Below are 20,930 nucleotides of genomic sequence, written 5' to 3' on the forward strand. Positions count from 1 at the left end.
GGTTGTAAAGCCGGCTCAGCCGAATCTCAGCCGTTCGTTAACGACGGCGCGGTTTCCGACCGTCGGTTACCGCAGCGACGCCGCCGCATGGCAAGCTAGCGCGACCTTTGCCCCCGATCGCCGTCGATGTCCCAGCCACAATCGATCCTGCTGATCGAGGATCAGCACGATATCGCCGCGAACATCTGGGATTTCCTCGAGCGGCGCGGCTATCGCATCGATCACGCGGCCGACGGCGAGGCCGGACTCGCCGCGGCGCTCGCCGGCGGCTTCGACGTGATCGTGCTCGATCTGGGCCTGCCGCGCCTCGACGGCCTGGACCTGTGCCGGCGCCTGCGCGAGGCCGGCCGCGATACGCCGATCCTGATGCTGACCGCGCGCGACACGCTCGACGACAAGCTGCGCGGCTTCGCCGAAGGCGCCGACGACTACCTCGTCAAGCCGTTCGCGATGAAGGAGCTCGAGGCGCGCATTCGCGTCGTGCACCGGCGCGGCCAGCCGCTGCCCGGCGCCGCGCTCGCCGTGGGCGATCTGACGTTCGATCCGTCCGCGATGCTCGCGGCGCGCGGCGGCAGGTCGATGCCGCTCACGCGCGCGCAGTCGGCCCTTCTCGAACGGCTGATGCGGCGCTCGCCGCAGATCGTCGGCCATCGCGAGCTGATCGAGGCGGTGTGGGGCGACGAAGGCGGCGACACGGCGGCGTTGCACACGCACGTCTACGAACTGCGCAAACTGATCGATCGCCCGTTCGCCGTCGCGCTGATCCAGAGCGTGCACGGCGTCGGCTACCGGCTGGCGGCGCCATGACCGGCCGCCGCCTGTCGCTGCGCCGGCGCGTCGGCCTCGCGTATACGCTGCTCGGCTTCGCGCTGTCCGTGCTGTTCGCGGCGGCGACGATCTATCTGACCGAAGCGTACGAAGAAATCGTCGTCACCGAAATCCTGGAAGGCCAGGCTCAGGACTACGCCGAGCGTCTGGCGCACGACCCGGGCACACCGCTGCCGAGCACCCACCGGTTGTCCGGCTATCTGAGACGGCCCGACGGCAGCGGCGACGTGCCTGCCGACATGTTCGACCTGCCGCCGGGCATCCACGAATCCGACGACGAGAACGAGGACGGCCGCCACATCGGCGTGTTCGATACGCCGCAGGGCCGATTGTTCTTCGTGATCGATCTGGGCCAGATCGAAGCGCTCGAACGCTATCTCGCCGGGTTTCTCGTCGCCGTCGTGCTGCTCGGCACCGCGGCCGGCGGCTGGATCGGCTGGCTGCTCGCCGGCAGCACGATCGAGCCCGTGCGCAAGCTCGCGCAGGCCGTCGACGCGCTGTCGACGCGACCGCACGTCACCGCGCTCGCGCAGCACGCGACCGACGACGAACTCGGCCGGCTCGCCGCCGCGATCGACGCGTATCAGGCGCGTCTCGTCGACGCGGACGCGAGCGAGCGCGCGTTCTTCGCCGACGCGAGCCACGAGCTGCGCACGCCCATGGCCGTCGTGCACGGCGTGGCCGAGGTGCTGCTCGACGAACCGAGCGCCGATCCGGTCACGCGTCGCCGGCTCGCCCGCCTCGACCGCGGGGTCGGCGAACTGACCGATCTCATCGACGTGCTGTTCGGCCTCGCGCGCCGCACCGCGTATACGCCGATCTCGGTCGACGCGGCGACGCTCCTGCGCGACGCCGTCGCGCCGCTGCGCGCGGCGCACGCGGGGGCGTTGACGATCGACATCGACGCGACGGGTTCGCTGCACGTGCCGCAGTCGCAGGCGCTGCTCGTGCTGCGCGGCCTGCTGCGGCGACTCCTGCCGCCGGCGCCGAACGGCGTGCTGCGCCTTGCGGCGATCGATACGCGCCTGACGCTCGACTATCGCGCGGATGCGGCTGCCGCCGCGCCGCCGCCGCACGATACGCGCAGCGACCGCGGGCTCGGCCTCACGCTCGTCGGCCGCTTCGCCGAGCACCTGGGCTGGCACGTCGCCGAGACGGCGAGCGATCCGCTGCATCGCGGCGTGACGCTGCAGCTGCCGGCGAGCGCGAGATCCTGACGGTGTTGCACACGTTCACGGCTGCCAACTACCGCTCGCTGCGCGACTTCAAGCTCGCGCTCGAGCCGCTGACCGTCGTCACCGGCGCGAACGGCAGCGGCAAGTCGAACGTGTATCGCGCGCTGCGCCTCGTCGCGCAGGCGGCCGACGGCCGGCTCGCCGATTCGCTCGCTCAGGAAGGCGGCATCGCATCGGTGCAGTGGGCCGGACCGCACGATACGCGCTCGCAGCAAAAGCGCGGCGTCGCGATTCAGGGCACGCAAGGCCGCGGACCGCTGCGCATCCGGTTCGGCTTCGCCACCGACGACCTCGCGTACGAGATCGCGCTCGGCCTGCCGAAGGCCGACGGCACGTCGCGCTTCAATCTCGATCCCGAAGTGAAGACCGAGGCGGTGTGGCAGCAGCCGCCGCGGCGGCGCGCGAACACGTGGCTCGAACGTGACGCGAGCGTCGTCAACCTGCGCGACAAGGACGGCGAGTGGCAGCGCCTGCGCGCGCCGGTCGAGAACAACCGCTCCGTGCTGTCGGAACTGTCCGAACCCGATCGTTTTCCCGAAGTGTTCGCGCTGCGCGAACGCATGCGCCGCTGGCGTTTCTACGACGGTTTCCGCACCGATCCCGACAGTCCGCTGCGACAGGCGCGTATCGGCGTGCGCACCGGCGCGCTCGCGCACGACGGCCGCGATCTCGCCGCCGCGTTGCAGACCATTCTCGAAATCGGCAACGCCGAGGCGCTGCACGCCGCGATCGACGATGCGTTTCCCGGCACGCGCCTGACCGTCCTCGACGAGTCGCCGCGCTTCGAGGTGGGCCTGCATACCGAAGGCCTGCTGCGCCCGCTGACGGCCGCCGAGCTGTCGGACGGCACGCTGCGCTACCTGTGCCTCACCGCGGCGCTGATGAGCCCGCGCCCGCCGGAACTCATGGTGCTCAACGAGCCGGAACAGAGCCTGCACCCGGATCTCCTGCGTCCGCTCGCGCGGCAGATCGCCGCGGCGTCGAAACGCAGCCAGGTGTGGGTGATCAGCCACGCCGCGGCGCTCGTCGCCGCGATCGAGGACATCGCGCACGTCAGCGCCGTGCACCTCGTGCGCGAATTCGGCGAGACGCGCGTCGCGGGGCAAGGCTTGCTCGACGAGCCGGTCTGGCCGTGATGCCGGCTCAGCGCGGTAGTGGCCTGCAACAGACAAATCGAAAGCAGCTCGCTCGTCCTGGCCGCGCAGTACTTGCTGCTCACTCGGCCAATAGCGGGTGCTATCGGCCTCGCTCCGCAGCGGCGTCCTGCACGACCAGTCCTTCGCGATCCCTCTTCCGATTTATCTGTTACAGGCCACTAGTTCGCGCGCCAGCAATCCGTAGATCGCCGAGTCGCAGACTTCGCCGTTGACGCGCCAGCGTTCGCGCAGCACGCCTTCGCGGCGGAATCCGATTTTTTCCACGAGCCGGCACGACGCGTCGTTGCGCGGATCGATATCGGCTTCCACGCGTGCCAGTTCGAGCACGTCGAACGCGTGCGCGAGCGCCGCGCGCAGCGCCTCGGCCGCGTAGCCGCGGCCCCAGTGGGCGGGATTGAAGATGTAGCCCACTTCGCAACGGCGCTGCACGCGGTCGATCTGGAACAGCGTGAGCGCGCCGATCAGCCCCTCCTCGTCGCGGCGCTCGACGCCCCACGGATAGTGTTCGCGCGAATGCCCGAGCGTACCGCGCTCGTCGAACCAGGCGTCGGCCTGCGCGCGGTCGGTCCACGCGGGGAAGCTCCAGTAGCGCATCGCGCGCGGATCGCCATGGAACGCGTAGACCGCATCGAGATCGTCGCGCGCGATGTGCCGCAGCACCAGGCGCGGCGTCGTCACCACCGGCACGTTCGCGAGTATCTCGGTCATGGCGCAACTCCGCGGAATGCGTGCATAGTGCCGCCGAAGGTACTCGAAGGAACGAAGCGATGGCGACCATTCTGATCCCCGGCATCAAGGGCAGCGAACTGACCGACGGCTATCCGCTCGACTGGCCGGTGCGCTGGAGCCTCGAAGACATGATGTTCGGCGACGCGTTCGAGAATCCGCTCGACTTCGCGCTGCTCGACGGCCGCTACGAGCGCAACGACGGCCATCGCATGCTGCCGTCGCGACCGATCCGCTTCGTCTACGGCGAGATGGTGGGCAAGCTGCGCGCGTGGCATCCGAACGAGCCGCTGCACGTGTTCACCTACGACTGGCGCCGGCCGATCGAACACGCCGCGGCTCGGCTCGTCGCGTTCTGCGCCGAACTCCAGGGCCGCGAAGCCGCGCTCGGACGCAAACCTGCGCTGAACTTCGTCACGCACAGCATGGGCGGGCTCGTGCTGCGCTCGGCGCTGCACCTGCGCGACGCGCGCGATCCGTTCGCCGGCATCGGCCGCGTCGTGTTCATCGCACCGCCGTTTCGCGGCACGATCGCCGCCGTGCAGATGCTCGTCGCCGGCGAACGCGACGGCTGGTTCGGCACCGACGAGGACTACCGCAAGATCGCGCGCAGCTTTCCGTCGGTGTACCAGATGACGCCGCACTACGCCGGCTGCGCGACCGACGAGGACGGCGCCGCCGTCGATCTGTTCGACCCGAACGCGTGGCAGGCGAACGTCCGCGACGGCAGCGGCGGCTTCGATGCGCGCTTCGTCGCGGCCGCGCGCGACTTCGCGTTCGGCGGCCCGGCGAGCACGGCGCCGCTCGTGCCGGACGCGATACTCGCCGCGAACGCCGACCGCGTGCTGATTCTGCAGAGCACGGGCTACGACACCGCACGCCGCCTGCCCGTGCAGACGCGCAATCCGAACAATCCGAACTGGTTCGACTTCACCGGCGCCGACCGCGACAAGCTCGGCGACGGCCGCGTGCACCTGACCAGCGCCGCGGTGACCGGCGTCACGCTCGCCGCGTTCGCGGGCGCCGCCGACCACGGCCGCGTCTGCCGCGACACGCGCGTGATCAACACCGTATCGCTATGGCTCGAAGGCAAGCGCGCGCTGAAGATGTCGCCGCGCGGCCCCGAGCACAGCGTCGAGCGGCGCGGTCGCAGCTATTTCGGCGCATGGGACGGCGACGCCGCCACGCTCGCCGATCACGTCGCGTAGAACACGTACGCGCCCCAGGCCGCAACGTTGATCGCGATCTGCCCCAGCGTCGCCGGCACGCCGAAGCGGCGCCCGCCGCCCGAGAACGCGGCAACGCATTTCATCAGTGAATTCGTGGAAAACGCGGCCAGCAGCGCCGGCTCGGCCTGCACGGCGTCGAGCCCTGTGCCGATCTGCTGACCGAGCGACACCGCCGCCGCATGCACGTCGGCGAAACCGGTCAGCGCCGACGCGATCGTCACGCCGCCGCTGCCGAACCAGTGCCGCGCGAGCGCCGACGCGAGCAGCGCCGTCGCGACGATGCCGGCGAACAGCAGCGCGTGCCACAGGCGAAACGGGCGGTCCGCGGTCGGCGCGTCTTCGCCCGCCTCGCGCCCGGCCTTCCAGGCGAACGCGAGGCCGCCGAGCGCGGCGACGACGCCGGCCGCCGCGAGCGGTAGCGCGAACACCGCGAGCAGCGGCCGCGACACCGCCGCGAGTATCAGCGAAAGATTGATCATCGTCGCGACGTTCGACAGCAGTGCGCCGGCGACGCAGCCGTGGTAAAGCTTCGGATCGGCCGCGAGGCGCTGACCCATGCTGTTGTGCGTCGCCGTGCTCGACACGAACCCGCCGGCGAAGCCCGCGATCGCGAGGCCGTAGCGCGCGCCCAGCAGACGCACCGCGACGTAGCCCGCGGCGTTGAGCGCCATCACGAGCACCGCGATCAGCCACAGCCGGCGCGGGTTGATCACGCCGAGCGGATCGAGCGCGCGATCGGGCAGGAGCGGCAGCACGATCAGCACCGAGGCGGCGAGTATCAGCGCATCGTCGAGTTCGCGCTCGCTCAGGGTCTGCCGCGTGAACGCGTGCAGCCATTGCTTGCTGTCGAGCAGGATCGTCGCGATGATCGCGACCGCCGCCGCGAGCTGCGCGTTGGCGAGCGCGAGCACGCCGAGCGCATACGTCAGCACCAGCGCAAGTTCGGTCGTCAGGCCCGGATCGTCCTTCGCGGTGCGGCGGTAGCTCGCGAACGCGAACAGCGCGACGGCGCCGCCGCCGAACAGCGCGAACGGCAGCCCGATCGACGCGCACACCGCGCCGAACAGGCCGGCGATGGCGAAGCTGCGTACGCCGGCCGATTCGCGCGACACGCCCTCGCCCTTCGCGCGCTCGCGCTCGATGCCGATCGCAAGACCGGCGCCGAGCGCGGCGAGAAAACTCAATGCGTGTTCGACGTCGAGCTCGTTCATGCGCCGCGGGCCGCCCGTTGCGAAGGTTCGGGCAAGCCTCGCCGAAGCGGACCGCTACGGCAAGCGCCACGGCGACCCTAAACCGTTCGCGAACGCGCGATCGGAGTCGTACGACGACTCGTACGCGCCGATGCCGCAGTCCGGCCCGTCGAGCGACCGAACAAGGAGCGTTGCATCCCGCGAACAGATCGACGGGACGCAACACTTGTGGAAGCGTGAACAAGCGGCCGATACTCGCCGGATGACCGTGACCTCCGACACGCCCGCGCGCATCGCCCTCGCCGGCTTCATCGTGTTCGCCGTCGTCGCGATCGAGTCGCAATTCCTGCGCGCCGATCTCGACTGGTACGCGACACCGTTGAGTTTCTACCTGCTCGGCCCCTACGGCGCGTGGCTCAAGGCGGCCTACGTCGCGCTCGCGATCGGCACGGCGACGCTCGCGAGCGCGCTGTACCGCGCGATGGAACCGGCGGCCCGCAGCGCGGCGCCGCTCTTGCTGTTCGCGCTGGCCGCGATCGGCATCGTCGTCACGGCGTTCGCGCATACCGACGTGCCGCGCGTCGATCCGACGTTCGAAGGCTTCGTGCACGGCAATGCCGCGCGCGCCGCGTTCCTGTGCGTCACGAGCGCGATGCTGCTGCAGTCGTGGCGCTTCCGGCACGATGCGCGCTGGCGCGCGTTCTTCGCGCCGGCGTTCGGCCTCGCCGCGCTCGCGTTCGCGCTCCTGTGGGCGCACACGCTGTGGCGCGGCTCGCCGCGCGGGCTCGGGCAGAAGGTCGTGATCGCGCTCGTCGTGGCCTGGCTCGTCGCGACCGCGTGGCGGCTCGCCCGCAAGCGGTACGCGCAAGCCCGGTAGCACCGGCTCTTGCGGGCGGCACCGGCCGCCCCTAGTGTTGTCCTCCCGCCGTACCGACGGTCGCGCCGCGTCATGCTGCATCTACTCCAAGCCCATCCGAACTCGGTGCTGCGCCACGGGCGCGTCGGCGAGGAGACCGGCGATCCGATCGAGTTCAGCTGGTATCCGCTCGTCATGCTGATGTGGACGTTCTGGATCTTCGCGACGCCCTACGTCCTGCCGAACATCTTTCCGAACTGGCTGTGGCCGACGGTCGTGAGCTTCGTCGCGTTCCTGTGGTTCTACGCGCGAGCCTACTGGGGCGACCGCCGCCACGTCGTGCGCTACGCGATCGGCATCGCGGCGCTGGGCTTTCTCGTCACGCCTTACAACGGCGGCGCGCAGGGCTACATCGTCTACGCCTGCGCGTTTCTCGCGTTCAGCCCGAACCTGAAGCTCGGCATCGCGCTGACCGCGCTCGTGCTCGGGCTGTACACGATCGAGTCGATCTGGCTGCACACGCCGGTCATCTACATCATCAGCTCGATCATGGTCAGCATCGCCGTGGCGACGATGAACTTCCTGTTCCGGCGCAACCAGCAGAAGGCCGCGAACCTGAAACTGTCGCACGACGAAGTGCGGCGCCTCGCGACCATGGCCGAGCGCGAGCGCATCGGGCGCGACCTGCACGATCTGCTCGGCCACACGCTGTCGCTCGTCGCGTTGAAATCGGAGCTCGCCGGCAAGCTGCTCGAACGCGACCTTGCCGGTGCGCGGCGAGAGGTGAAGGAAGTCGAACGCGTCGCGCGCGACGCGCTGTCGCAGGTGCGCCGCGCGGTCACCGGCATCCGCGCCGCGATGTTCGCGGCGGAAACTGCGTCGGCGCGGCTGCTGCTCGAATCGTGCGGCGTGGGCTTCCATCATTCGGTGATCGAAGTGCAGCTGCCGGGCGATGTCGAAACGTGCCTGGCGATGAGCCTGCGTGAAGCGGTGACGAATATTCAACGGCACGCGAACGCGGCATGGGTGCAGGTGTGCCTGAGCCTCGCCGACAACGGCGACGTCGTGCTGCGCATCGAAGACGACGGCGACGGCGGTCCGATCGTGCCGGGCAACGGGCTCACGGGGATGCGCGAGCGCGTCGAGTCGGTCGGCGGTTCGCTCTCGCTCGAGCCGGTGCGCGGGCGTGGCACGATCCTCACCGTGCGCATTCCGATGCGCGCGAATTCGGTGCCGGCGGTGGCCTCGGTGGTTTCTTCTCGCGCGGCTGCGGCGTTGCCTGCGGACGCTTCTTAGGTTTTGTCGGGAAACGTCACTTCGTAGCTTGCGCTTGGCTTTCGACAAAGCGTTTCGCCCGCCTGCCGGCGGCCGAGTCACTTTCTTCGACTGGCCGAAGAAAGTAACCAAAGAAGGCCACCCCAGCTACCGCGCCCTTCCGGGCATCCTGCCCGGAAGGTTCGCAAGCGCCCGGCGGGGTCCGTCGATGGTCCATCCATGGACCACGACGGACGACGCACATCCCTGTGCGTCCCCTGTCGGGCCTGATCGCCGGGCACTTGCTCGCGGCAGATGGGGCCCCGGGTGAAGCGGGCGGCTTCCTGCCGCCAGAGGCAACTGCAACTGCAACGGCCAAAGCATCGCAGACCACATGCTCGTCATCCCAGCGAAAGCTGGGGGTCCAGCCTTTGCTGTTGTTCTTGACGCCCGAAAAGCTGGATTCCAGCTTGACTCGCGACTTCGTCGCTCGCCCTCCGGGCCGGCTGCACCGTTGTCGCTTCGCTCCTCGCTGGAATGACGAGCTAAGGAATGGCCGAGCATCGGCTGTTGCTTCTGGCGGCAGGAAGCCGCCTGCTTCACCCGGGGCCCCGTCGGTCGCGGCGAGATCGTGGAGGATCAGCCCGCGCAGCGGGTGCGCACAGGATGTGCGCAGTTCGTTGACGGGCCATGGATGGCCCATCAACGAACTCCGGAGCGATCTCGCGGAGTCGGAGGGCAGGATGCCCGGAGACCGCGGCCGTCGGGGTGTCCTTGGGGGATGCAAGGGGAGATTGGACAAGCAATCTCCCCTTGCTCGCTCGCGGCAGCGAGCGAAACGCTTTGTTTAAAGCCAGGCGAAAACTACAAAGCGAGCGTCAACGAAACGACAAAGCCAAAGCGCAAAAGCGAACCGCGCCGGAACCACCCGACGCGGCCCCTCCCCGTCAGGGCTTCTGCAACGACAACGAATAACCACCCGTCCCCGCAAAGTTCACGACGCGAACGACGTAGTACCCCGCCGTGCCGTTGTAGGCGATCCGCTCGCTCGACGTCGGGCTGTCGCTCTTGGCGACCTGCGTCCAGCCGGTCCCGTTCCACTTGTCGAGATAGATATCGAAGTCGGTGCCGGCAGGCCCCGTCACGCAGACCGTGTGCGCGCCCGACACCGTCGACTGGTAGTAGTTGCCGTTCGGCTGGTACTGCGTCTGGCCCGTGCCGCCGCTGAAGCTGCCGCTGTAGCTCGTGCCCGGACACTGCCCGCCCGGTCCGCCGCCCACCGTCACCGCCTGTGTCGACGTGTTCGTCGCGCCCTGGTTGTCGGTCACCGTGAGGCTCACGTTGTACGTGCCGGCCGCCGCGTACGTGTGGCTCGTCGTCGCGCCCGTGCCGTTCGTCGAGTCGCCGAAATTCCAGGCATAGCTTGCGATCGAGCCGTCGGGATCGCTCGAACCGCTGCCGTTGAACGACACGCCGAGGCCGCTCGGCGACGCCGTGAACGAGGCCACCGGCGGCTGATTGCCGCCCGTGCCGCCGCACGCGTTCGGGTTCTGCGGTGCATTGCCGCTGACGCCGACCGCGTCCCACGCCTTGCCGATCGACACTTCATCGCACGCACCGACGGTTGCGGTGGCGCGCGCGCGCGTCATCATCGCATTGCGCACGCGGCTGAACGTGTCGTTCGCCTGCACGATGTTGACGTGCGCCTCGTACAGATAGCGGATGGCGCGCGCAAACGGAATCGCGGGCACGTTCACGCTCGACGCGCCGCGCGGATGCGTGCCGCCGGTCACCAGGAGGTAGAAGGCGAGATTGGCGATGCCGCTCGACGTGTGCACGCCGCAGTAGTCGTTCTGCGCGCTGGGCGAACAGTTGCCGTACTGCTGCTGGTACTGCTGGTAGTGATCGAGGCTGCGGCCGTCGGCCTTCGGGTCGTTCATGAAGCGCAGCGCGGCGGTGCCGTTGCGCATCAGTCCTTCGCCGAGCTTCCAGGTGTTCGCGTCGGCCGTGTAGGCGATCGTCGTCGACGCACCCGGCTCGCCCGACACCGTGTTCATCCAGGCTTCGACTGCCGATGCGTAGATGTCCGACGTCGCCTCGTTCAGGCCGCCCGACTCGCGCTGATACGCAAGGTTCGACGTCGACTGCGTCACCGCGTGACCGAGTTCGTGATAGATCACGTCGGGCTCGCTGTTCATGTCGTAGAACGTGCTGCCGCCGGTGCCCATCGCGATCTGAGAACCGTTCCAGTACGCGTTGCCGCCGTCGCAACCGCTGTTGCCCTGGAACGTCGCCTTGACCGATACGGTGAGCTTCGCGCCGGCGCCGTTGTAGCTGTCGCGGCCGAACGCGTCGCGGAAGAACCAGTACACGCGGCCCACGTTGCGGTACGCGTTGTTGACCACCGCGTCGCCGCTCGTGCCGCCCTCGGAGATCGCGAGCGGACCCGGCAGGCCGCTGCCGCTCGTCGACACGCACGAACCGTTCAAATTGTGGACGGCGCGGTTCAGCGCGTCCTGCACGTAGGTGTAGGCGTTGAGCAGCTTGCCGCTGCGCGCGTCGACGAACACGCGCGCGCGGAACGGACGGCCGGCGCCGTCGTAGGCGACATCGGCATCCCACGCGAGCGTCGGCGCATGGCCGTGCGCGGCGTAGATCGCGAGCGACGGGCTGCGCAGATAGCGGAAGTCGCGTGCGCCCGCGGCCGACGCGCGGCCGTCGCGACCGTCGACGCCGAGCGCCTGGCCCACGGCGCCGGCGAACAGTTCGCTCGCGGCGCGCGGCTTTTCCAGATCGACCGCGCCGACCGCGATCGTGCCGCCGAACACCGCTTCGACCGCGCCTTTCGCGTCGGTCGCGACGGTCAAGCCGTCGCCCCACACCGGCACGCCGCGATACGTCTGCTGCGCGCGGTAATAGCGGCGGCCTTCGGCGGTCACGTTCGCGTCGACGACGCGCACGGCGTCGTCGGCGCCGAATCCGTAGATTTCTCCGAGTGAACTTCTGAACAATGCACTTACGCCGTCGGCATCGGCCGCGACGAGGCCCGTTGCGCCGGCGATCAGGTCGAGCCTGCCGTCGGCGCCGTAGGCGATTTCGTGGAAGCCGGCGCGCGCGGCGGCAATCTGGAACGTCGGCGCGGCATGGGCCGCGGACGCGGCGGCGCAGGCCGCGGCGAGGGCGAGCGGAAGTACGGACAAACGCATGGCGATTCCTCGTGCTGGTGAACGCAACAGGGTGTTGCGCCAGCGAGGTCGCGTACGAACGAGGACGACCGCGCGTGCTCGCGCGGCGGCGGTGCGAAACCGCATTCGAACCTACGACGACTGCACCCCTGACCCGGAAGAACGCCGTCGAACCCGTGCTGTCCGCACGAGCGGCGCGGAAACTAGCGCGCGTCGCGCGGCGGTGCACGCTGCGTTGCAGCATGTCCTCGACGAGCGCGCGCGTCTCTGTTGAATATGTCTGACGATCTTCACTTGATCGCGAGCGGCGATCCGGACTCGGGTTTCAGCATCCACGCGTCCGACGCGCCGCGCATGCCGCTCTGCGCGATCAGCAGCGAGTGGCGCTGCGTATCGCACGCCATCGCGCCGTAGCGATCGAGCAGGCTGTGCGCGAGCAGTTCGCCGAGCACGTCGCCGCGATCGCGCGCGTCGGCGTCGAGCGCGGAAAGCGCCTGCGCGGTTTCCGGCGCGGTCGGCGCCAGCAGCGCCGCGACGGTGCGCAGGCGGCGCCGGCCGTACCAGTCGTCGGCGCCGGCGAGCGCTTCGGCGTGTGCGAGTTCGCGCCGCGCGACGTCGCGGTCGCCGTCGGCGAGCGCGCTTTCGGCGAGCGTCGTGCGCGCATCGGCTTCGAGCTGTGCGTATCCGGCCCGCTCGAGCGTCGGCAGCAGCGGCTGCACGAGACGGCGTGCCGAAACGGTGTCGCCGCTGCGTGCGAACACGGGCGCAAGTTCCAACGCGAGCATCCAGCGGTCGGGCGTGCTCGCGAGCGTGCGCAGGCGCGCCTCGATGCCGGCCAGCCCGCGTCGAGCGGCGTCGGGATCGCCGCCCTGCAGCGCGAGTTCGGCCTCGCCGATGCCGGCCAGGAGCTCGTAATGCGGCAGCCGGCGCGAACCGCAGCTGGCGAACGCCTGCCGCGCGCGCGCCGACTCGCCGCGCGCGAGCGCGACGGCGCCGCGCGCGCACGCGAGCCCGGCGGCCATCGCCGGTGCCGGCGCGTCGCCGAACGCGGCTTCCGCGCGATCGACGGTCGCCACCGACTGTGCGTACTGCCCGCGGCGGAACTGCATGCCGGCTTCGAACTGGCCGAGCCACGTCGCGGCCATGCCTTGCACCGATTCGCCGCGAAGCTGCGCCAGCCGTCCGTCGAGCGCCGCGTAGTCGCCGCGCAGCAGGTCCTGGTGCGCGAGGTCGAGCGCGAGCGTCTGCCGCGCCGTGCGGTCGCCCGCGGCGGCGGCGACGTCGAACGCCTGCGCGAGCCGCGCGCGGTACGCCGCCATGTCGCCGGCGCGATAGTGGAAAAAGGCCATTCGCCGCAACGCGTCGATTTCGGCGGCCGCGTTGCCGGCGGCGCGCGCTTCGGCCAGGAGTTCGTCGAGTCTGCGTTCGATGTCGCCGCCGACACCGAACGTCGCGGCGAGATAGCGCGCGCGCAGCGCGCCGAGGCGGTCGTCGACGCTCGCGAAGCGCTGCGCGGCGGTCTCGAACAAGGCGGCATCCGGCGCGTCGCCGGCGATCGCGTGCGCTTCGGCGTCGATCAGCGCGGCGCGTGCGCGTTCGTGCGCGAAGCCCAGGCGCGCACCGAGACGCTCGATGTCGGCGACGCTCGCGTGCACGTCGTGCGGTGCGCCCGTCATGAGCTCGGCGATCGCGCGTTCGAGCCGCCAGACGAGCGCGAGCGACGGTTCGGACGGCGCCGGTCCGCGCAACAGCGCGAGCGCCTCGTCGCTGCGGCCGGCGCGGCGCAGGCTGCGCGCCGCCGCGTAGCGAAACGCCGACGCGTCGACCGGCCGTTCGCGCGCGAGCGCGGCGTAGGCGGCGGCCGCGTCGTCGTAGCGCTGCGCGATGGCGAGACCGAGCGCGGCGAGCGGCGCCGTCGCGTCGCCCGGCAGCGCGGCGAGCCACGCTTGCGCGCCTCGCCAGGCATCGAGCGCGGCGCTCTGCTGGCCGAGTTCGGCCAGCGCTTCGGCATGCAGCACGCGCGCGAGGCCGAACCCCGGCGCGCGCTGCGCGACCGCGCCGAAGCCCAGCGCCGCGGCGCCCCAGCGATGTCGCGCGCGGGCATCGACGGCGTCGACGAACTGCGCGGCGATGGCGGCATCGAGTGCGAGCGACGGCCAGACGGTGCCGGCGTCGGACGGCGCGAGCACGGCGCGCACGCGTTCGCTCGTCGCGTCGAGATCGGCGATCAGGCGCTCAGGCGTCGAGGCGACGACGATGTCGGGCACGGTCGCTTCGCCGCGAAAACGGGCACGGATACGCCAGCTCTCCGCGGTATCGGCCGGCATGTCGACCGACAGCAGCACCGCCGTTTCGCGCGCGCCGTCGTCGGTCCCGGCGTCGCCCGGCGCGAGTACGCGCAACGACGGCGCCAGCTGCAGTTTCCAGTCGATCCAGGCGACCAGCAGCCGTTCGGGCCAGCGCGCGGCGCTGTCGCCGCCGGGGCCGGCCGCGACCAGCAGTACGCGCAGCGGCGCCGGTGCGCGTGCATGCCATTGCGCGGCGGCGACGGCGCAGCAGGCGAGCGCCGCCGCGGCAAACCAGCGTGCGCGCCGGCGCAGCGGCGCACGCGGCGCGGCGGTTTCCACAGGCGCCGAAAGTTCGATCGGGGAAATATCCACAACGACTTCCACCGGTACCGGCGGATCGAATACGTAGCCGCGCTTGGCGATGGTTCGCAGCCAGTGCCTGGACTCGTCGCCGAGCGCCTTGCGCAGCATCCATATGCTCGTGGTCAGGTTCGCGTCCTCGACCACCACGCCGGGCCACACGCGACGGAAGATGTCCTCGCGCGTATGCAGCACGCCCGGTTCGGCGAGAAACAGCTGCGCGAGGTCGAAGCAACGCTGCGTCAGCTCCGATTCGCCGTCGGCGTGCGCGACGCGGCGATAGCGCAGGTCGAGCGTCAACGCGCCGACGCGCAGCCGCGTCGTCTGCGGCGGCCATGCCGCCGGTATCGATCCGGTCATCGCACCCTCCGCGATCCGCGGCGCCGCACCGCGAGTCCTGCCGCGGCGCGCCGTCGGTCGGCACGGTTCCCGCGGACGAACGTCCGGCGGGTCCGAACCCGGCACGTCCGCGCAGGCGGACGCCGGCGCGCGGCGACCTCCCCGCCGCCGTGCGCCGCGCACTTGTTACCGCAGCCGGCGCCCGCGCACAAGCGCATGAGCGCCCCGCCACGGCGATGTCAAAGCGGTATCGGTGCCGGAACCAGACGCATTTGATGCGTATTTGATCGTCAGCCGGAGGTTTGCGGCGGCGGCGCGGTCCAGTCTGGGAACGCGCCAGCCACCCCTGACCCGGAGGCCCGCCCGCCGTTCGCGGCCCGGCTTCGCCGGGTCGCGGGCGGTTTCTTCGCCAGTGTGGTGATTCATAAGTACGTTGAAGAAATTCCGGATGGATTTCGTCGCGAGACTAGGCGCAACGAGGAGCCGTACTGGCAGTACGGCGACGAGTTGCAACGACGTATCGCGGCGAAAGACACCGGAATTATTTAATGGTACTTATGAATCACCACACTAGCGCCCTTCCGGCGGATCGGTTCGCCGGCGGTCGAACACGAGGTGCTCGCGCGGCTGCGACGCATCGAACCGATCGCCGAGCAGCCAGCTTTCGGAAGCGCCGCGTATACCGCTTTTGGCGACGAGCTCGCGGTCGCGCGCCTCGGGACACAGATTGTTGCCCCAGCTCACCGCCAGGCGATGCGCGCGCAGTTCCATCGCGATGTCGGCGTGCGCGCGCGCCGCTTCGTCGAGCGTGCGCAGCGACGCCTGCGCCCGGGTGACGTCGCCGCGATGAAAAGCGCTCGCGGCGTCGATCAGGGCGAGGCGGCTTTGGGCGTACCAGTCGTCGCCCGGCACGATCTCGCGCAATGCCGCGATCTGCGTCTGCGCCGCCGCCAAGTCGCCGCCTGCCGATGCGAGTTCGGCCAATCCAAGGCGCGCTTCGATTTCGGTGAGGCGGACGTGGCCGGGAGCGACCTGCGACAGAATCTCCGACAGCGCCGCTTCCACGCCGTCGCGATCGCCGATGCGCACGCGCAAACCCTGCGCGATCGCACCGAGGTCCCACCGGTCCACATCCGGCAATTGCTGCAGTGCCGGCAGCGCCGCGGCAATCCGACGCGCGGCTTCGGCGTTGTCGCCGCTCGCCACCGCGATCTTCGCGATCGCGAGATTGCCGGCCGCCAGATCGTACGGAAGATTGCTGCGCATGCAGCGCTCGGCGGCAAGCTGCGCGGCGGCAAGGTCGCCGGTCGCGATCAGCGTCTGGGTACGGTCGCAATCGATCATCGCCGCGGAAATCGTCGACGCCTCGACCGGATCGGCTGTCACGGCATCGGCGGCTTCGGCTGCCTTGTCATAGCGACCGCGATAGTTTTCCAGGCGGACCTTGATCTGACCGGCGAGCAGGCGCAACGTGCCCTGCGGCTTGGTGGCGTCGAATTCGGCGAGATGGCGGCTGGCGGCCGGAAAATCGCCAAGCACCATGCTCACCAGCGCCAGATCGCGACGCAGCGCGGCGTCGCGCTGCTCGTCGCCGGACGCGTGTGCGACGGCGGTCGCCTCGACCAGATAGTCGCGCGAGCGCACGAAATCGGCGGCGCGACGGAAGCGCCGTGCCACCAGTCGCAGCGCGTCGACTTCGATTTCCCGATTGCCTGCGGCACGCGCCTCGCCCAGGAGCGCCATGAGCAGCGTGTCGGCGCCGGTGCCGCGTTCCGGCGGTCGCATCATTTCGCCGGCGAGGCGGGCGCGCAGCATGTTCATGCGGTCGCCGGCCTGCTCGAACTGCGCGGCCGCGCGCTCGAACGGCAACCATTTTTCGGCGCTCGCATCGTTGATCGACGCGTTGGCGAAAATCAGCAGCGCGCGGGCGCGTTCGAGCGACCAGCCTGCGTCGTCGGCGAGCTTGCGGGCCTCTTCGGCCGTTTTCTTCGCCGCGTCGAGCGCGCCCGACTCGCACTGTACTTCCGCTCGCGCGAGCAACGCCTCGAGCCGCAGTCGCAGCGGCTGCAGGTTCCAGTCGATCCCGTCGAGCGCGCGCGTCGCGTCGGCGTAGCGTTGCGCCAGCCTCGATGCGCGCGCTCGATCTAGCCGGAAGCGCGGCTGGTACGGATAGTCGCGGACCAGCGCGGCATAGGCGTCCGCCGCCGCCGGATAGTCGCGCGCCAGCATCGCCTCACGTGCTTTCTGAATCCGCAGCGCGGCAGGCGGCAGGCGTGAAATCCATTGTTCGGCAAACGCCATTTGTTGCTTTGCCGCACCGATCTGCCCCAGCTCGTCGAGCATTTCGGCCAGTTGCAACCGCGCAAGGCCGAACTCGGGCCGGCGCTTGAGTACCGCCTCCAGAGCCGCGACCGCTTCGGCGGGCCGGCCCGCTTCGCGGCGTTGCGTCGCGACGATGTAGTCCTGTGCGCCGGCGGCATCCAGCACGAGCGGCGGGAACGGCTGAACGGCGCCGGCCGGCAGCAGACGATCGACGATCGCGCCGGTGATGCGATCGGCGGCCTGCGTGATGTCGTCCGGCAGCGCGTCGATCGTAATCCCGCCGGGTTCGTCCGTATTGCCGATATGCGCATGCAGACGCACCCGCTGCGCGTCGCCGGGACTTTCGCTGACCGACAGCAGCACGATACGGCCGCGCTCATCGGCGTCGGCGAGCTGCAGCGCGGAGACGACGAGCACGTCCGGTTCGCGCGAGAGTTTCCACTCGAGCCATTCGCGCAGCAGCTGCACCGGCCACTGCGGCGCGCTCGGCGGCGCCGACTCGTTTGACGGTGCGGCAATGACCAGCACGCGCAAGGGCTCCGAGGGCCGCAGGAAGCGCCACGCGCCCCACGCCACGGCAAACAGCGCGAACGCCGCCATCATCGCCAGTGCGAACGGTCGGCCGCGCCAGGCGGCCGCGCTTGCGTGCGCCGTCGACGGCAGCAGGTCGGTCTCGCCAGACGATGTCGCCGCACCGGCGGCGGGCGTATCGCCGATCGACTCGATCGGCAGCGGCGGATCGAACACGTAGCCGCTCTTGGCGACCGTGCGAATCCAGTCCTTGCCCTGTTCGCCGAGCGCGCGGCGCAACACCCAGACGCCCTGCGAAAGATTCGCGTCTTCGACAACCACGCCTTTCCAGATGCGGCGAAAGAGATCCTTGCGCGTATGCAGCGTGCGCGGTTCGGCCAGAAACAGGCACAACAGGTCGAACGGGCGCTGCGACAGCTCGATCGTCGCGCCGTCGCGTTCGACGCGGCGTCGCGCCTGATCGATCACGACGTTACCGATACGCACCACGCCGGGCATCGCTTCAATGGCATTCGCTTCGGACATCGCCGAATACACTCCAGCAGCGCGGCGACACGTTCCTTCGCCACCGCGTTTCCATCACGCATTCCGCCGAGCCGTTTCCGGCTCCCCCTGCGCGGTTCCGTTCGCAAGCATCGACATCGGTGAGCGAGTCGCGAAAAATTCAACAACACACGACGCGACGCCGACGACCGAATAGTTGCTCCCCTGCAACAACAAGCCTTGCGGTGCGAACAAGCATACACAGCGTACCGACCGTCAGGTTGTGAAGAATCGGTTCGTTTGTTCGGTCAGGTATGGACATCCGCGCTGGAATCCACGCCCCGATTTCAACCACGGGCGGGCGCGCGTGAAGACGACGTGACGATGCCGGTCCGCGAGTCGCATCGGCGTCGCGGCGCGGACGCCGGGCCGCCCGGAGCCGGAGCGAACCGGTTCGTGCGACGTATTCCGCCTCGGCTCCGCGGCACCGCGGCACCCGAGCACCCGAGCGACCGGGCCGGTCCGCGGCCGGTCCGTCGCGCGGGTCTCGCCGCCCCGGCCGTCTCGCAGCCGCGGCCCGGAATCGCGCCCGGACCGTCTCTTTCCTGCCCTGCGACGACGCGCCGATCGCAAATAATCCAAAACAAAGGGAATCGTCATCGCAACCGAATGACAATCCGGCGCATCCAAGTCACTGTCCGGCGTGTGTCCGCTGCCGGATGAACGGACAGCGCGGACACGCATACATGACTTCAAGCCCTTGATCGACAAGCGTTCGGCCCCCGGAAACGGCTGGCACGAAGCCTGCTGAAGCTCTCGGGTCGTCACTGGCCAGGTATGTTCGTTCGTGCGAGCATGCGTTTCGGCCGGAGCCTGTCGCTTTCCGGAGCATCCAGATGGTTACGCCAGCCAGTACGCGAATCCTCACGCTCGTTCTCGCCCTGACGGCGACGACGGCGTTTGCGGATGACTTCATGCTCGGCCCGGGCCGCATCATGAGCGATCCGGTACGCCCGTCGGCCGATTGCGACAACAACCCGGCCGAACCCGCCGCCAGCAGCGGCGCGACGGCCCGCGTGATCTATCACGACGGCCAGAACGCCCCGGTCAGCGTGCCGGTCAACCCGCGCGGCGGCGTCGGCGCCGGCGCGACGGTATCGACCGCCGCGGACACCCCGGACGCCGCTCCGGCGACGCCGAGGCTGCCTTCGGCCGAACCCGCGGTGCCGCAGAAACCGCGCAACGGCCTGCGCTGGCAGTCGGTGCTGCCCGGCTCGATCAAGTAACTCCGCTCGCCCCGAACCGTCCGTTCGCGGCATGATCGACGCATGTTCGATCTGATCCGCCGTTTGCGCGCGCGCCTCGCCCCGGCGCCGCGCCCGATTCCCGACGACCTGTGGCAGGCGACGCTCGCCGCCTGTCCGTTGCTCGCTCCGCTGTCCGCCGACGAGCGCGAACGCCTGCGCGCGCTGTGCGGCCTGTTTCTCGCGCACAAGCGCTACTCGCCGGTGCAGGGCATGACGCTCGACGACGCGCGTTGCCTCGTGATCGCCGCCTACGCCTGCCTGCCGGTGCTCGACCTCGGCTTCGACTGGCTGCGCGGCTGGCGCGAAATCATTGTTTATCCTGGCGAATTTCGCGTACGGCGCGAACATCACGACGACCACACCGGCGTCGTCACCGAAGGCGACGACGTGCTGATCGGGGAAGCGTGGGAGCGCGGCCCGCTGATTCTGTCGTGGGCCGACATCGAGCAGGATCTGGCCGACCCGCATGCCGGCTACAACGTGATCGTGCACGAAATCGCGCACAAGCTCGACATGCTCGACGGCGCGACCGACGGCGTGCCGCCGCTGCCGGCCGGAATGGAGCGACGCGAATGGATCGGCGCGTTCCAGCGCGCCTACGACGCGCACTGCGCGGCGGTCGACGACGGCGCAGACACCGTGCTCGACCCGTACGCGGCCGAAAGTCCGGACGAGTTCTTCGCCGTCCTGTGCGAAACCTGGTATTCGGCGCCCGCGCAAATCCGGGACGAAGCGCCGGAACTGGCACCGCTGCTGCAACGGTTTTTCCACGCGGGCCGTCTGGTACCTGCCTGAATACCGGCTTGCCGCCGCCGCCGTCCGACGGTCGGATGCCGCAGCGGCCGGCCGAGAGTTCGGCTACACTGCCGCCCGTTTCCCGACTTGCTGGAGCCCCTGGGATGTTCACCAAAGGATCGACGGCCGCCGTGGCCGCTGTGCTGTTGGCGCTGAGCTCGACCGCCGGCGCGGTCAACTTCCCGGGTACCGGCACCGGCGCGATTCCGGACGCCCCGGCCGGCGCACCGACGTGCGGCAGCAGCAACGAAGGCGGCACGCCGCTCGTCGTCAGCTTCCAGGTGTCGGGCCTGGCATCCAACGTGTCCACCGTCGGCCTCACGATGAACATCCGGCACCCGTACCGCGGCGACCTCGTGGTCAAGCTCGCGGCGCCGGGCGGCACGCCGAACAAGGTCGTCTTCAGCCATACCGGCACCAACGTTCCGAACGCCTGCGGCGACAACAGCCCGCTCGACGGCCTGTACCGCTTCTACGATCTCGCGCCTTTCACGTTCGACGCCACCGGCGGCGACTGGTGGGCGAGCACGCGCGATCCGGTCACGCCGGGCGACTACCGCGCCAGCACGGCCGGCGCCGGCGGCAGCCCCGAGGGCGGCATTCCGATCGCGCTCAGCGTGGGCTTCACGGGTCTGACGCCGGAACAGGCGAACGGTACGTGGACGCTGACGCTGCTCGACGCCGGCGACGCGGGCGTCGGCGACATCAGCGCCGCGACGCTGTACATCAACGAATCGCTGCCGGTATCGCTGCAGCAGTTCTCGGTCGACTGACCGGAGCCCACCGTTTGAAACGACGAAGCCGGCGCAAGCCGGTTTCGTCGTTTTCGCGCCGTCGTATTGTAT

14 protein-coding genes are annotated in these 20,930 nt (G+C 69.8%); 9 read left to right on the forward strand and 5 right to left on the reverse strand.

The window, feature by feature from the left end:
* The first annotated feature begins 126 nt into the window (after window positions 1-126).
* The 3 genes from OD750_RS14920 to OD750_RS14930 are packed head-to-tail and all read left to right on the forward strand — an operon-like array spanning window position 127 to window position 3,199.
* The gene (locus OD750_RS14920; RefSeq protein ID WP_263541478.1) at window positions 127-807 is read left to right on the forward strand and encodes a response regulator transcription factor; all 681 of its coding nucleotides are present in this window, start codon (window positions 127-129) and stop codon (window positions 805-807) included.
* Window positions 804-2,045, forward strand: coding sequence for a sensor histidine kinase (locus tag OD750_RS14925; protein ID WP_263541479.1), 1,242 nt, complete (start codon window positions 804-806; stop codon window positions 2,043-2,045). The genes OD750_RS14920 and OD750_RS14925 overlap by 4 nt, the downstream gene beginning before the upstream one ends.
* Window positions 2,046-2,047: 2 nt before the next feature.
* Window positions 2,048-3,199 (forward strand): AAA family ATPase, encoded by a 1,152-nt coding sequence (locus tag OD750_RS14930; RefSeq protein ID WP_263541480.1) that lies wholly within the window; start codon window positions 2,048-2,050, stop codon window positions 3,197-3,199.
* 162 nt (window positions 3,200-3,361) lie between these two features.
* On the opposite strand, the gene OD750_RS14935 is transcribed toward OD750_RS14930, so the two are convergent.
* A complete protein-coding gene (locus tag OD750_RS14935) occupies window positions 3,362-3,928 on the reverse strand; it encodes a GNAT family N-acetyltransferase (protein ID WP_263541481.1) in 567 nt (188 codons plus the stop codon).
* A 59-nt stretch (window positions 3,929-3,987) separates the two neighbouring features.
* Between OD750_RS14935 and OD750_RS14940 the strand changes: the two genes are divergently transcribed.
* A complete protein-coding gene (locus OD750_RS14940; protein ID WP_263541482.1) occupies window positions 3,988-5,154 on the forward strand; it encodes an esterase/lipase family protein in 1,167 nt (388 codons plus the stop codon).
* On the opposite strand, the gene OD750_RS14945 is transcribed toward OD750_RS14940, so the two are convergent.
* A complete protein-coding gene (locus OD750_RS14945; protein ID WP_263541483.1) occupies window positions 5,142-6,386 on the reverse strand; it encodes an MgtC/SapB family protein in 1,245 nt (414 codons plus the stop codon). The genes OD750_RS14940 and OD750_RS14945 overlap by 13 nt on opposite strands.
* 241 nt (window positions 6,387-6,627) lie before the next feature.
* On the opposite strand from OD750_RS14945, the gene OD750_RS14950 reads away from it, so the two are divergent.
* On the forward strand, window positions 6,628-7,242 hold the full coding sequence (locus tag OD750_RS14950; RefSeq protein ID WP_263541484.1) for a DUF998 domain-containing protein: 615 nt from the start codon (window positions 6,628-6,630) through the stop codon (window positions 7,240-7,242).
* A 72-nt stretch (window positions 7,243-7,314) separates the two neighbouring features.
* Window positions 7,315-8,517, forward strand: a complete 1,203-nt coding sequence (locus OD750_RS14955) for a sensor histidine kinase (protein WP_263541485.1) — start codon at window positions 7,315-7,317, stop codon at window positions 8,515-8,517.
* A 905-nt stretch (window positions 8,518-9,422) separates the two neighbouring features.
* Here the strand turns inward: OD750_RS14955 and OD750_RS14960 are convergent.
* From OD750_RS14960 to OD750_RS14970, 3 genes are all read right to left on the reverse strand, one after another.
* Complete coding sequence (locus OD750_RS14960) at window positions 9,423-11,681, reverse strand: M4 family metallopeptidase (RefSeq protein WP_263541486.1); 2,259 nt, start codon at window positions 11,679-11,681, stop codon at window positions 9,423-9,425.
* 269 nt (window positions 11,682-11,950) lie between these two features.
* A complete protein-coding gene (locus tag OD750_RS14965; protein ID WP_263541487.1) occupies window positions 11,951-14,668 on the reverse strand; it encodes a winged helix-turn-helix domain-containing protein in 2,718 nt (905 codons plus the stop codon).
* 549 nt (window positions 14,669-15,217) lie between these two features.
* Window positions 15,218-18,025: a winged helix-turn-helix domain-containing protein gene (locus OD750_RS14970; RefSeq protein ID WP_263541488.1), complete on the reverse strand. Its 2,808-nt coding sequence runs from the start codon at window positions 18,023-18,025 to the stop codon at window positions 15,218-15,220.
* Window positions 18,026-18,879: 854 nt separating this feature from the next.
* On the opposite strand from OD750_RS14970, the gene OD750_RS14975 reads away from it, so the two are divergent.
* The 3 genes from OD750_RS14975 to OD750_RS14985 all read left to right on the forward strand — a co-directional run bounded on the left by OD750_RS14975 (window position 18,880) and on the right by OD750_RS14985 (window position 20,858).
* Window positions 18,880-19,269, forward strand: coding sequence for a hypothetical protein (locus tag OD750_RS14975; RefSeq protein ID WP_263541489.1), 390 nt, complete (start codon window positions 18,880-18,882; stop codon window positions 19,267-19,269).
* 42 nt (window positions 19,270-19,311) lie between these two features.
* Window positions 19,312-20,085: a M90 family metallopeptidase gene (locus OD750_RS14980; RefSeq protein WP_263541490.1), complete on the forward strand. Its 774-nt coding sequence runs from the start codon at window positions 19,312-19,314 to the stop codon at window positions 20,083-20,085.
* Between the two features lie 104 nt (window positions 20,086-20,189).
* Window positions 20,190-20,858, forward strand: a complete 669-nt coding sequence (locus OD750_RS14985; protein ID WP_263541491.1) for a proprotein convertase P-domain-containing protein — start codon at window positions 20,190-20,192, stop codon at window positions 20,856-20,858.
* Window positions 20,859-20,930 lie beyond the last annotated feature (72 nt).

This window comes from Tahibacter soli, assembly GCF_025717065.2.
GTDB classification, from domain to species: Bacteria; Pseudomonadota; Gammaproteobacteria; order Xanthomonadales; family Rhodanobacteraceae; genus Tahibacter; species Tahibacter soli.

What these genes read in the sequence shown, in the direction of transcription:
- OD750_RS14920 (WP_263541478.1), top strand. Translation starts at nt 127, where the DNA reads ATGTCCCAGCCACAATCGATCCTGCTGATCGAGGATCAGCACGATATC.
- OD750_RS14925 (WP_263541479.1), top strand. Translation starts at nt 804, where the DNA reads ATGACCGGCCGCCGCCTGTCGCTGCGCCGGCGCGTCGGCCTCGCGTAT.
- OD750_RS14935 (WP_263541481.1), bottom strand. Translation starts at nt 3,928, where the DNA reads ATGACCGAGATACTCGCGAACGTGCCGGTGGTGACGACGCCGCGCCTG.
- OD750_RS14940 (WP_263541482.1), top strand. Translation starts at nt 3,988, where the DNA reads ATGGCGACCATTCTGATCCCCGGCATCAAGGGCAGCGAACTGACCGAC.
- OD750_RS14945 (WP_263541483.1), bottom strand. Translation starts at nt 6,386, where the DNA reads ATGAACGAGCTCGACGTCGAACACGCATTGAGTTTTCTCGCCGCGCTC.
- OD750_RS14950 (WP_263541484.1), top strand. Translation starts at nt 6,628, where the DNA reads ATGACCGTGACCTCCGACACGCCCGCGCGCATCGCCCTCGCCGGCTTC.
- OD750_RS14955 (WP_263541485.1), top strand. Translation starts at nt 7,315, where the DNA reads ATGCTGCATCTACTCCAAGCCCATCCGAACTCGGTGCTGCGCCACGGG.
- OD750_RS14960 (WP_263541486.1), bottom strand. Translation starts at nt 11,681, where the DNA reads ATGCGTTTGTCCGTACTTCCGCTCGCCCTCGCCGCGGCCTGCGCCGCC.
- OD750_RS14965 (WP_263541487.1), bottom strand. Translation starts at nt 14,668, where the DNA reads ATGACCGGATCGATACCGGCGGCATGGCCGCCGCAGACGACGCGGCTG.
- OD750_RS14970 (WP_263541488.1), bottom strand. Translation starts at nt 18,025, where the DNA reads ATGTCCGAAGCGAATGCCATTGAAGCGATGCCCGGCGTGGTGCGTATC.
- OD750_RS14975 (WP_263541489.1), top strand. Translation starts at nt 18,880, where the DNA reads ATGGTTACGCCAGCCAGTACGCGAATCCTCACGCTCGTTCTCGCCCTG.
- OD750_RS14980 (WP_263541490.1), top strand. Translation starts at nt 19,312, where the DNA reads ATGTTCGATCTGATCCGCCGTTTGCGCGCGCGCCTCGCCCCGGCGCCG.
- OD750_RS14985 (WP_263541491.1), top strand. Translation starts at nt 20,190, where the DNA reads ATGTTCACCAAAGGATCGACGGCCGCCGTGGCCGCTGTGCTGTTGGCG.